Source organism: Parerythrobacter lutipelagi, from assembly GCF_005434975.1.
GTDB classification, from domain to species: Bacteria; Pseudomonadota; Alphaproteobacteria; order Sphingomonadales; family Sphingomonadaceae; genus Parerythrobacter_A; species Parerythrobacter_A lutipelagi.
Map to the genome: position 1 here is coordinate 475,041 of NZ_SKCJ01000001.1, position 12,206 is coordinate 487,246.

Annotated in this window: 11 protein-coding genes; 2 read left to right on the top strand and 9 right to left on the bottom strand. The window is 60.1% G+C overall.

Annotation, left to right across the window (positions count from 1 at the left end; genetic code table 11):
- Positions 1-212: 212 nt before the first annotated feature.
- On the top strand, positions 213-959 hold the full coding sequence (locus E0502_RS02375) for a 7-carboxy-7-deazaguanine synthase QueE (protein WP_137677488.1): 747 nt from the start codon (positions 213-215) through the stop codon (positions 957-959).
- 150 nt (positions 960-1,109) lie between these two features.
- Here the strand turns inward: E0502_RS02375 and E0502_RS02380 are convergent, their stop codons facing one another.
- The 9 genes from E0502_RS02380 to E0502_RS02420 form a co-directional block, all read right to left on the bottom strand.
- Positions 1,110-2,873 (bottom strand): ATP-binding protein, encoded by a 1,764-nt coding sequence (locus tag E0502_RS02380; RefSeq protein WP_137676371.1) that lies wholly within the window; start codon positions 2,871-2,873, stop codon positions 1,110-1,112.
- Between the two features lie 84 nt (positions 2,874-2,957).
- A complete protein-coding gene (locus E0502_RS02385) occupies positions 2,958-4,715 on the bottom strand; it encodes a SulP family inorganic anion transporter (RefSeq protein ID WP_137676372.1) in 1,758 nt (585 codons plus the stop codon).
- A gap of 11 nt (positions 4,716-4,726) precedes the next feature.
- Entirely contained in the window at positions 4,727-5,149 is a 423-nt protein-coding gene (locus E0502_RS02390) for a DUF6691 family protein (RefSeq protein WP_137676373.1), read from the bottom strand.
- Positions 5,149-5,595: a YeeE/YedE family protein gene (locus E0502_RS02395; RefSeq protein WP_240048823.1), complete on the bottom strand. Its 447-nt coding sequence runs from the start codon at positions 5,593-5,595 to the stop codon at positions 5,149-5,151. The genes E0502_RS02390 and E0502_RS02395 overlap by 1 nt, the downstream gene beginning before the upstream one ends.
- Complete coding sequence (locus E0502_RS02400) at positions 5,592-6,521, bottom strand: MBL fold metallo-hydrolase (protein ID WP_137676374.1); 930 nt, start codon at positions 6,519-6,521, stop codon at positions 5,592-5,594. Before E0502_RS02400 ends, E0502_RS02395 begins: the two co-directional genes overlap by 4 nt.
- A 137-nt stretch (positions 6,522-6,658) precedes the next feature.
- The gene (locus tag E0502_RS02405) at positions 6,659-7,414 is read right to left on the bottom strand and encodes a TIGR02186 family protein (protein ID WP_137676375.1); all 756 of its coding nucleotides are present in this window, start codon (positions 7,412-7,414) and stop codon (positions 6,659-6,661) included.
- A complete protein-coding gene (locus E0502_RS02410; RefSeq protein ID WP_137676376.1) occupies positions 7,411-8,325 on the bottom strand; it encodes a sulfite exporter TauE/SafE family protein in 915 nt (304 codons plus the stop codon). Before E0502_RS02410 ends, E0502_RS02405 begins: the two co-directional genes overlap by 4 nt.
- A gap of 46 nt (positions 8,326-8,371) precedes the next feature.
- Positions 8,372-9,502, bottom strand: a complete 1,131-nt coding sequence (locus E0502_RS02415) for a hypothetical protein (RefSeq protein WP_137676377.1) — start codon at positions 9,500-9,502, stop codon at positions 8,372-8,374.
- Positions 9,499-10,905, bottom strand: coding sequence for a glycosyl transferase family protein (locus tag E0502_RS02420; RefSeq protein ID WP_137676378.1), 1,407 nt, complete (start codon positions 10,903-10,905; stop codon positions 9,499-9,501). Before E0502_RS02420 ends, E0502_RS02415 begins: the two co-directional genes overlap by 4 nt.
- Before the next feature lie 86 nt (positions 10,906-10,991).
- On the opposite strand from E0502_RS02420, the gene nhaA reads away from it, so the two are divergent.
- Complete coding sequence (nhaA, locus tag E0502_RS02425; RefSeq protein WP_137676379.1) at positions 10,992-12,206, top strand: Na+/H+ antiporter NhaA; 1,215 nt, start codon at positions 10,992-10,994, stop codon at positions 12,204-12,206.

Consider the following 12,206-nt stretch of genomic DNA (forward strand, 5'->3'; position numbering starts at 1 on the left):
GATAGGATTTTCCTACATCGCCCGATTGTGCCATGGATCCGGTCAATGACCTTCTTCCCGCCCTTTCCCGACCAATCGACGCAGGCCGGGCCGGAATCCCGGCCAGATGTGTCACCCTGTAGGGAATCCTATTCTCATTGTTTTTCAGGTAGTTGCCGAATCCAACAGGGTGACACGTGTCACCTTATTCCTACAAACCGAGTGGCTTTCGCGTGAAGCTGGTCCTCGCCACGCAGGCCCCGGGGGAGCCAGAAATCTTCAATTCGGTCCAGGGCGAAGGGCCGAGCGCGGGCGCGCCCTGCACTTTCGTTCGCCTGTCGCGCTGCAATCTCGCCTGCGAGTGGTGCGACACGGCCTATACCTGGCATTTTGCCAGTGTTTATGGGGGCGATAATCGCCCGCATCGCAGCGGCGAAACCTTCGACCGCAAAGCCAATCAGGTTACGCTGGAAGTCGCCGAGGTCGCCGAGCGTATTCTCGCAATGGGGCAGAAGCGGCTCATCGTCACCGGCGGAGAACCGCTGTTGCAGGGCGGGCCATTGGGCGAACTGCTCGAAGCGCTGCCGGATCACACTGTCGAGATCGAAACCAACGGCACCACCACCGCGCCCGCGCGGGTCGATATCCGGGTTGACCAGTACAATGTCAGCCCCAAGCTGGCGCACAGCGGCAATCCGGCGGAGCTGGCGCTGATCCCCGAACGGCTGCGCAATTATTCGATCGACGAACGGGCGTGGTTCAAATTCGTGGTCGCTTCACCCGAAGACGTAGCCGAGGTGGAGGAACTCGTCCGGGCGCACGCCCTGCCGCGCAAGCGGGTGTTCCTGATGCCGGAGGGGACCGACAGCGGCACGTTGCGGGCACGCGAGGAATGGCTGGTGCCGCTGTGTGTGGAACACGGCTTTCGGCTCAGCGACCGGCTACATATCCATTTGTTCGGCGATACGCGCGGGACTTAGTTGATTTGCGCCCTCAGGCGCCGGGCGGCAACCATGGAAAATGGATCGGAGCGAAAACGGTGGGCCGCGAGAACCGGCGCGCAGCGTAGTTCAACTACGTGAGCACCGGAAGCTCAGCGGACCGCGGTTTGCAGCCTGATATCCCGCAAATCAAACGCCTTGCGAGCGCCACCGCTGAACGGTGCGATGGACTGCGTCTTCCTCGCCGCCGGCTTTGCTCCATAGCTGCACGAAGCTCGGGTCTTCCGACGCCGGCCGTTTGACCTCTTCGAGGTTGTCGAACGCAACCCGGATCGGAATCGACACACCCTCGCCGCAGATGATGCATTCGCGGTTGCGGAGCGCGGGGATACTGTCGAGAAAACCGCGCGCGCCCTCCGGCATGGCGGCTTTCACGAAGGCCTGGTCCCGGTCGTTGTTGAGACGCATCGAAATGATCGTACCGCACTGCGACAACACGCCTTCGGCGAGGTCGGACGGTCGCTGGGTAATCAGGCCGAGCGAAATGCCATATTTGCGGCCCTCTTTCGCGATGCGGCTGAGAATGGTGCCGACCGAAGAACCATCGGCATTGGCTTCGTTCGGGACGTAGCGGTGGGCTTCCTCGCAGACGAGGAGGATCGGACGGGTCTGCTCGTCGCGGCCCCAGATGGCAAAATCGAACACGAGGCGGCTGAGCACCGCGACCACCGTGCTGGTGATGTCCGAGGGGACACCCGACACATCGATGATCGAGATCGGCTTGCCGTCACCCGGCATGCGGAAGACCTTCGACAGAAAGTCCGCCATCGTATCGCCCACCAGCATGCCAGAGAACATGAACTGGTAGCGCGGGTCGGCCTTGATCTCGTCAAGCTTGGTCTTGATCCGCATGAAGGGCGCGGTGTTGGTCGCCTTGTCGAGCTTGCCCATCTCGTCCTGCACCGCATTGCTGAGATCGGACAGGAGATAGGGAATAGGCGAATCGACGGTAATCTTGCCCATTGTTTCCGCTAGGCGGTTCTTGCCGCGCGCCTTGAGCAGGCATTTGGCCAGAATGTCGGAATCGGCCTGGCGGTCGTTGCCGCGCGAGGTCAGCAAGACTTCGCAATGTTCTTCAAAATTGAGCAGCCAGTATGGCATCTGAAGGTTGGTGACGTCGAGGATTTGCCCATTGGTCTTGAACGCGGCGGAATACTCGCCGTGCGGGTCGATCATCACGATGTGGCCTTCGGGCGCGGCTTCGCAAATTCTGTGAAGGATCAGCGCGGCGCTGGTCGATTTACCGGTACCGGTCGATCCGAGCAGAGCAAAATGCTTGCCCAGCATGGCATCGATATAGATACCGGCACGGATATCCTTGGTCGGATAGACCGTGCCGACCTGAATGTTGGATCGGCCATCGCTGGCATAAATTTGCTTCAGATCGTTGGTCGTCGCCGGATAAATCAACGCGCCCGGTACGGGATAGCGTGTGACCCCGCGGCGGAAACCGTGGATCTTGCCGGTCAGCTTCTCTTCCTGACCTTCGCCGAGAAAGTCGATATTGGCGAGGATGCCGTTCTGACGCCGGTCCTGCCGCTGGTTGCGCACACTGGCGAGCAGCCAGCTGTTGCCGACACGGATCTTGATCTGGCTGCCGACCTGGCCCGCAAGCGCGATCGACGGATCATCATCCTGCATGCATTGATTGAGGCGTTCGAGATCCAGCGCGATCTGCGAACCGGACCCGGCAATTTCGAGGACAACTCCGATCGGTTGAGTGGCGTTGTCGGCCGGAGCCTTTTTCACGCCGGGCTGTTCCTGCTGCGAATTGCGCGGAGGCGGTGGAGCACTTGCTTGCGGCGCGGCCGAAGCTGGCTGGGCCGCCGCTGGTGGCTGCGAAGCCGGTTCCGCCTGCGAGCGGTCGAAATTCTGGTTGCCCAAGTCACCCATGTGATGCGCCCAATTCCCTGTTTTTGGTCCATCGCAGGTAGAGGACAAAGGGTTAAGATCGCGTCAATCGTTGTTCCGTGGAGGTCAGATCATTCCTCTGGCAGCTAGCGGATCAAGCGGGTCAGGCGCACGGCCATCATCTGTGGCAAGTTCGGAGAATGCGCGGTCCTGTGACAGAAAGACCCTGCCCCCCAACCCTTGCAGGAAATGGCTTTGCCCCAGCCGGTCCATCACCGGCCCCTTCACTTCCGACAGATGCAGGCAGATATCACCGTCCTGCAGGCGATGATTGATCGCCTCGAGGCTTTCCAGCCCCGATGCATCGATTGCGTTGACCGCGCTGCACATCAGGATGACATGCCGCAACTCGGGCCTTTCAGCGACCCGCTCCAGCACATATTCCTCCAGCCAGCGCGCGTTGAGATAGGTCAGGCTTTCGTCGATACGGATCGAAAGAATGTGCGGCAGAGTGAGCACGTCATGCCGCTCTACATTGCGGAAATGCTCGGTCTCCGGCACCCGGCCGACAATCGCCGCGTGCGGGCGCGAGGCCTTCCACAGATAAAGCAGCAGGCCGGCGCCGACCCCGGCTATCACGCCGGTCTCCACTCCCATCAACAAGGTGACGACGATGGTGACGATATGCGCTGAGAAGTCCGATTTCGAATAGCGCCACAACACGCCCGGCGTCTTCAGATCCACCAGACTTAGCACTGCGACAATGATTGTCGCGGCAAGTGTTGCGATCGGCAGATAGAACAGCAGAGGAGTCAGGAAGAGCGAAGCCAGCGCTATGCCGACCGCCGTGTAAGCTCCGGCAGCAGGTGTCTCTGCCCCGGCATCGAAATTCACCACAGAGCGGGCAAAGCCGCCGGTCACGGGATAGCCGCCGGAAAATGCGCTGGCGATGTTCGAAGCACCAAGGCCGACGAGTTCCTGATCCGGATCGATCCGCTGCCGGCGCTTGGCCGCCAGTGTCTGCGCGACAGACACGCTTTCGACGAAGCCGATGATCGAAATCAGCAGCGCGGGGACCCACAACTGTGCGATCAGCTCCATGTCCGTCGACGGCAGAGCGAAGGGCGGGAGCCCTTGCGGCACCGCCCCGACCAGCCGCACGCCTTTCGTCTCGAGCGCAAACAGAGCAACCGCTGCAATGGTCAGCATGACCGCGACAACAGGCCCAGCTTTTGCAGTCATTTCCGCCGCGCGCGGCTTGAAGCCGATCGCAATCAGCGCGGGCTTGGCCCCCTTGCGAACCCAGAACAGGAATGCGGTTGCGAACAGACCGACTGCCAGCGTGTTGAAATTGGTCGAAGCGATATTGCGCATGAGACTGCCGAGCATCTCGGGCCAGTTCTCTCCCCCGCCTTGCACACCGAGGATGTGCCTGACCTGACTTGTCGCGATGAGGATTCCGCTCGCAGTGATGAAACCTGAAATGACCGGATGCGACAACAGATTGGCCAGGAATCCGAGACGCAACAGGCCAAGAATTGCCAGCATGACTCCTGATAGTGCCGCCAAAGTTATTGCAGCCTCAAGATACTCTGCGGTGCCCTGAGCCGCGACAGCCCCCACTGCGGAAGCTGTCATCAGAGAAACCACTGCCACCGGCCCGACTGCCAGCGTGCGGCTTGTTCCGAAAATCGCGTAGGCGACCAGCGGCAGGATCGAGGCGTAAAGTCCGACCACCGGCGGAAGTCCGGCCAGCAGCGCGTATGCGAGGCTCTGCGGGATAAGCATGATGGTGACGATTACCGCCGCCATCAGATCATTCGACAAGGCCCCGCCGTTATAGGCGCGCGCCCAGGTGAGGATCGGGAAATACCGTTTAAGCATCAGAGGCCCGGCTAGGCACGGGCCTGCGGTGTAACCAGCCGGTGCACCACCATTCCGGTGGCCATTGCAGCAACAAATATCGCAGCCGGGACAAAATTCGTCGCAAGCGAAGCGATCGCCGGTCCCGGACAAAGGCCGGCAATGCCCCAGCCAATCCCGAACAGCGCCGCGCCGCCGATCAACTGGCCGTCGATCAACCGGGTGCCCGGAAGACTGAAGCTGTCACAGGCCACCGGCGTATGAAGGCGTCTCTGGATGAACCATGCGGCGGCCATGACCAGCAACGCGCCGCCCATCACGAAGGCGAGCGTCGGGTCCCAGTCGCCAAGGATATCGAGAAAGCCCCTCACCCGGGTAGGATCCATCATGCCTGAAATGGCGAGGCCCAGCCCGAAAATGACACCGGACAGCAAAGCGATAAACGCACGCAACATCACCATGCCCCTCCCAATGCGTTGACGATCGCGACAGTGACCATGCCCGAAGCCATGAACGTCGCCGTGGCGACCAATGATCGTGGGCTTAGCCGAGACATACCGCACACGCCGTGACCGCTCGTGCAGCCGCTCCCCATCCTTGTGCCGAAACCAACGATAAGCCCCCCGGCGACGAGCAGGCTGGTGGACGGAGGGAAAGTCGCTTCAACCGGACCGATCGCACCCAAATGCGCAAATGCGCCGACAAGCAGTCCGAGCGTGAAAAGCGCTGCAATCGGCCACGGAGTACCTGAACGCGAGATCGCAGTTGCACGCGCGAACATTCCGCTGACGCCAGCAATGCGTCCGACACCGAGAAGCATGATCGCCCCGGCAAGCCCGATCAACATGCCGCCGATCAGCCCCTGAAGTGGTTGGGCGTCGGGAAACCATTGCGTAATCATACTGCATTCACCGGGATCTTGATGTAACTGACACCATTGTCTTCGGGATCGGGCAAGCGACCGCCGCGGATGTTAACCTGTACGCTCGGCATGATGAGATTGGGCATCGCGAGGGTCTTGTCCCGGTTCGTCCGCATTTCGACAAATTCCTCCTCGCTGACACCATCTTTCACATGCACATTTTCCCGGCGCTGCTGCCCCACGGTGGTTTCCCAGGCGTACTCGTCACGCCCGGGAGCCTTGTAGTCATGGCACAGGAACAGCCGGGTATCGTCGGGCAAACTAAGCAGCCGGCGAATTGACCGGTATAGCTGCGATGCATCGCCGCCCGGAAAATCCGCTCGCGCAGTTCCGAAATCGGGCATGAAGATCGTATCGCCAACGAATGCGGCATCGCCGATCACGAAAGCCATGTCTGCCGGAGTGTGGCCGGGGACATGCAGCGCAATCGCTTCAAGCCCGCCAAGGGTGAATGTATCGCCATCGTCAAACAAGTGATCGAACTGCGACCCGTCGCGTTCAAATTCGGTCCCGGCGTTGAACAATTTGCCGAATACGTCCTGCACCCGGATGATACCGCGGCCGATGGCCAATTTTCCGCCAAGCTTTTCCTGCAGGTAAGGCGCAGCTGAGATGTGATCGGCGTGAGCATGGGTCTCTATCAGCCACTTGACCGAGAGGTTCTTGGATGTGGAGTATTCGATGACAAGATCGGCGGAACCATAGGACGTGCGCCCCGCCGCGGCATCGTAATCGAGCACGGAGTCGATAATTGCCGCTTCCCTGCTTGCAGGGTCATGCACGACGTATGTGACTGTGTAGGTTGCTTCGTCAAAAAAGCCCGCGATCGAGGGCCGCAAGGACTCGTCGGATCGCGCGCGCCGTATCTGTTCAGCAGCATGGTCAAGAGCTTGGTCGCGGCTCATCGCATTCTCCAATTTGCGTCTTTAGGTCATTTAGGCAGTGCGCAGCTGATCGGACAGCAAATCATACATGAGACCGGAGAGAAAACCAATTCAGGCTTTGTGGCAGCCAGGATCGGCCCACCATCAATGCCACCCGATCAAATCAGCGCAAACAACCGGCCGGCAAGCCACCCCATGAAAATCGAGAGGGCGACCGCAAGCAATCCATACAAGAATGATTGTTGCTGCGAGAACAGTTCAACGAACCGTTCAAACCCGACTTTCCGCACTTCGACCTTGGCGACTTCGGACGCGATCACCCGGCCGTTGGAAACCGCAAAAGTTTCCGCCGTGTAAGTTCCTGTCGTGACATTGGACGGCAATGAAAGCCGCGCCTGATACAGAACGTCCTCGCTGATCGAAACTCCGCCGATTTGCTCCTTGTACAGACTCTGGCGTTCACGCAGATCGACAAACCCGGCAGTAAAACGTGCCTGCTCCTCCGGATCGATCGTCCCGCTGGGCGAAAGCTGAATGAAACGCGTGCCCAATTCGTAGATCGCTGCGGTCCTATCGTCCACGATCTCATTGATCGGCGAAGACGACGCGACAGCAAAATAGGACGGTGCGGAACGGAAATCCGAACTCTCTGCGTTCATCCAGATGCCGCCAATCTGCTCCTTCTCCCTGACCCGGATCGGCTGGGCGGGACCTTTGAGAACAACGATAATATCGTAATTGGCAGCCGCTCTTGATCCCGATGGATCGAGAATGGCACCGAACAGCAGCAGTTCCGTTCCGGTGAAACCCTGCCGGACCTGCACTTCGTCTTGCGACACATCCGGCACCAGGATGGGATCGCTCTGAGCGGTCAGCGCAAACAGGCACGCGAGCAGGAACAGGGCGCGCTTCATAGCGGCACCACCGTGTAGATTTCGTCGGGCTGGACGCCCAGTCCATAGAGCATCCGCAAGGCAATCACCAAAACAATGGCAGCAAGGATCAGACGCAGCAGTTCCGGTTTCGCCTTCTGTGCGATCTGGCTGCCGATCTGCGCGCCGGAGACCGATCCGAGCAGAAGAAGGGCTGCCAGCACGATATCGACCGCCTGCGTGGTCAGCGCGTGCATCATCGTTGTCGCCATGGTGACAAACAGGATCTGAAACAGTGATGTTCCCACCACGACATTTGCGCTCATGCCGAGAATATAGAGCATGGCCGGCACAAGGATAAAGCCGCCCCCCACGCCCATCAGCATGGTCAATGCCCCCACGACAACGCCAAGCAGAAACGGTGCCAAGGGCGAGATGTAGAGCCCCGAGCGATAAAAGCGCCAACGCAGCGGCAAGGCAGTGACGAGCGGATGGTGCCGCCGCTTCATTGCCTTGCGAACTGTTCCGCCCGAAGCAGGCCAGAGCGATGTGATCGCTTCACGCATCATGAGCGAGCCGATTGCACCGAGCATGACCACATAGAGAATATTGATCACGACATCGATCTGGCCGACAGACTCGAAAAATCGAAACAATAGCGCGCCAACCCCGGTCCCCAACACACCGCCGGCAACCGTGACTCCGCCCATCTTGTAGTCGACACCGTTGCGCCGCGTATGGGCAAACACGCCCGAAACGCTGGCCCCGGTCACCTGCGTCGATGCCGAAGCCGCGGCCACCGTAGGAGGCACACCGTAGAAAATCAGCAATGGAGTGGTCAGGAAGCCGCCGCCGACACCGAACAGGCCGGAAAGTATCCCGGTCAGCGCGCCCAATGCGACAATGAACAGTCCATCGACCGACAAATTCGCAATGGGGAGGTAGACGTCCATGCTCCGGCTCTAACCGAGCGCGATGGAGGTTGGAAGGAGCGAACTGTCAGAAACTGGTCGAAAGCGTGAGAGCGACACCCGATTGCGGGGCGGCGTCACCTGCGATGCGCTGCCTGTAATCGACCGACAGGCGCGCGGGCAAATCGCCAACCTTGATCGCAAGACCGGCGCTCGGCCCGACATCGAGGCGCGATGCTCCCTTTTGCGCGCCGCCCCATATACCGGCGCCCGCATCCACCTTGCCGAGATCGAAGTCGGCAATCTCTCGCGAGACACGAAGCTGGCCATCGATGAATGGGGTGGCAAAATCTCCCCCGACGTATCCTGCCTGCACATAGGCGTCGCCGCGTACGCCAAGTGGCAGTTTTGCTGCAGGCAGCTCGGACACAGCCAGAACGGCAGGCCGCCAATCGGACTGTCCGTTCACCCTTTGCAACCGAAGTTCCGCTTGTGCGCGCACCGGGAGGCCGGAAATTGGCCGAGCAGCGAAGCCGGCTGCCGCCTCGCTTTCACGTGCGCCAGCCAAAGCCTGGCTTGCCCGCAAATAGATCGCGGGCCGGTGGCCGCTTTGCGGGGCAAGACGATAATTCAGCACCGCGCCGGCCTGGCTTGCACCATAGGTCGCCGGAAGCGGCCCCGATCCCGCCGCAAGGGCTCCCGTCGAGTTGGGCCGATAAAGCAGCCAGCCATCGACGCTCCAGCGATCAGGAGAGATCCGCTCCGGCTTGGCGGCGACAAGACTTTGCGCCGGTTTCGCCTGGCGCATCAGTGTTGCGACTTCAGCGGGAATGGGGACCTGCGACATTGCCGCAAGCCACATGACCTGGTGCCCGGCGAATATTTCGACAGACCCTGAAGGCGTCATGACACGGTCGACCGGCGCTGGCAGCGCGCGCATAGCCCGATTTGCGTCGGCGAGTCTCACCGGCGCCGAAGCGGCTGCGTCAAAAGAGCGGCCCAGACTATCCAGTCGAACATCGCTTTTCTCAGCCGCCGGGCCTTGAGCAACTGTCACCTGCTCATTGAACAAATCGGGCAAAGCCATCGGCAGCGGGCCCGGGGCAAGCGGGAATGGGGACTGCCACAAGGCCATCCGCGCGGTGACCCATATTGCCAGGACCAGCCCAAGCATGATCAGCGGCTGCCCGGGCCGGATATTTTTGACACGCGCCGTCACGCCACTGCCTCTGCGCGCTCATGGGCTATTGTATGGACCGGATGGGTTTGGTGGTCCGTCTTGTCCCACGCCGGTTGTTGCCCGCCAAGCGATCGAAGATACGCCATTATCGCCCGCCGCCCCGCCATGATGGCGATAATGTTAGTGACCGGTATCCGCAGGATGGAACGAATGCCTTCGCTCCAGCCGTACTCCCGCGCAGTGAAGCCGAAACGCCAGGCACCGCGCCAGACAAAACTGGCAAAGTTCAGCCAGAGGATCAGGACCAGCGTATCGGACAATCGGATCGGCTCGCCAAACCCAAGTGCAGCGAGGCCCCATGCCAATGTCGACAGGACCAGCAGCGCATAGGCCACCGCCAGCACCAAAGCTGCCAGCGGTCCTCGGCGATCGCGCAAACGCATCCAGATTTCGACCGGTCGGCCTTGCCAGCCAAGCCGATCCCATGCCTGAAAGGCAATACCGTGCACCCAGCGCGTTTTTTGCCGTACCGCTGTATCCAGCCGCGAAGGGAAGTACGCGCGGGTTGCGACCAGAGCACCATTGTCATGCCGGTAGCGCAGGAATCTGGCTGCTCCGCCCTGCTCGTAGACGCCGAGCCCCAGCTCATAGTCCTCGGTCAGACACTCGGCCGCGAACGGTTGACCATTTTCCTTGGAGTCAGCGATACGCTGCAGGGCATCGCGCCCGATCGCGCAACCGACACCGGCAAGCGGCATTCCTGCGCGCAAGGCATCGCGGACAACCATTGCCTTGCCATGCGCTTCGACAAACTCTTCGCAATAGTGGCTGCCAATCCACGGGGATGACCGCTGCGGTTGCGGCAACACCGGCAACTGCGCCATATCCGCGCTTTCCATTGCATGATCGAGCAAACCAAGCCCAGCCGGATCGACCATATCTTCAGCATCGTGCAACACGATCATCCGCGACCGCTCTCCGGTCCTTCGTTCGTCGGTTTGCAGGGCTTGGAACAAACGATTGAGACAATCCGCCTTGGTCGTCGGTCCTGCCTTATCGTGGATCACGAGCCGCACACGATTGTCTTGCCCGATTGATGCCAGCACGGCAGCGATAGTCTGCTGGTCGTTGCGATAGCAGCCGACATAAAGGCGGAGCTCAGTCTGGGGCCATGCCTTCAATGCGTGCGCCACAGTCGCGCCAATGACGGGGGCCTCCATCCATGCGGGCACAAAGACAGCTGCAATTCCGCTTAACTTGTTGGATCCGTCCAGGGGTATTCGTTTATCTTCTGCCCGGCCGCTCAATTTGAGCCAAAGCCAAGTGAGATCGACGGCAAATTCATCAATCGCACCAAGGAGGAAAAATACAGCGGCAAACAGCAGCAACTCGTGCTGCACCAAGCCAAGCCACTGCCATGTCGTGAAACCTGCGTCACTCAATTGCGACCACCCCCTGCACAAATCAGCCTAACCAACCAACGCAAGCCTTGCAACGCACAAGGAATTGCGAAAAAGGGGCCGCAACCATGGTACAAGTTCGCAAACCGATAAATCGGCTCATCGCCCCCGTCCGCGCATTGTTCGTCAGTGACGCGTCTGCTGGCATCTTGCTGATCCTTGTAGCCGCTGCTGCCATGCTGGCGGCAAATTCGCCGTTTGCCGATGAGTACAAGCAGCTTTTCTACGGTGAATTGCGCTGGACGCCGATCCCCAAACTCGACGATCTTCACCTGTGGATCAACGACGGATTGATGGCGATTTTCTTCTTCGTGGTCGGTCTCGAAGTGAAGCGCGAGCTAATTTGCGGACAATTGTCGACCCCTGAGCAGCGCCGGCTGCCGATCATGGCCGCTGCCGCCGGTATGATTGTTCCGGCGCTGATTTTCGTGACAGTCGTCGGCATGGACAGCCCTCTGACGCGTGGTTGGGCGATCCCGGCAGCGACCGACATTGCTTTCGCCATGGGTGTCCTTGGGCTGCTCGGAAATCGCGTACCGGCCTCGCTGCGCCTTTTTCTGCTCACCGTCGCCATTGTCGATGATATCGGCGCTGTGCTGGTCATTGCTGCGTTCTATACCACCGGCATCAAGATGATGTGGCTGGCGGCTTCAGTCGCGGTCTTCGCTGTCATGGTCGGAATGAACCGCTTCGGGGTGCGCCGGATATGGCCCTTCGTCGTGGTGGCACTCGTGCTGTGGGTATGCGTGCTCTTTTCCGGCGTGCATGCGACAATCGCTGGTGTGGTTGCTGCACTGACCATTCCCATGAATGCAAAAGACGGACACTCGATGCTGGAAAAGCTCGAGCACGGCCTAGCTCCATGGAGCGCCTATCTCGTGGTCCCGGTCTTCGGATTCGCCAATGCCGGCGTGAACCTGACCGGGATGACCATAAACGAAGTTCTCGCACCATTGCCCCTGGCCATCGCGGCAGGACTGGTCATCGGCAAACAATTGGGCATTTTCGGTATCATCGTCGCCGCTGTGAAGCTCGGAATTGCGAAAGCTCCGGAGAACGCCAACTGGATCGAGATTTGGGGCGTTACGATCCTCTGCGGAATCGGATTCACCATGTCGCTGTTCATCAGCGGCCTCGCGTTCGATGGGAGCGCCCTGCTGATCGACGAAGCGAAGATCGGGATCCTCGGCGGTTCGCTGATCTCGGCAATACTAGGTTATGTTGTCTTGCGACTCACAACCAAGCACCCGGAAGAACGCGAAGTCGAATCTGTCACTCCTTGA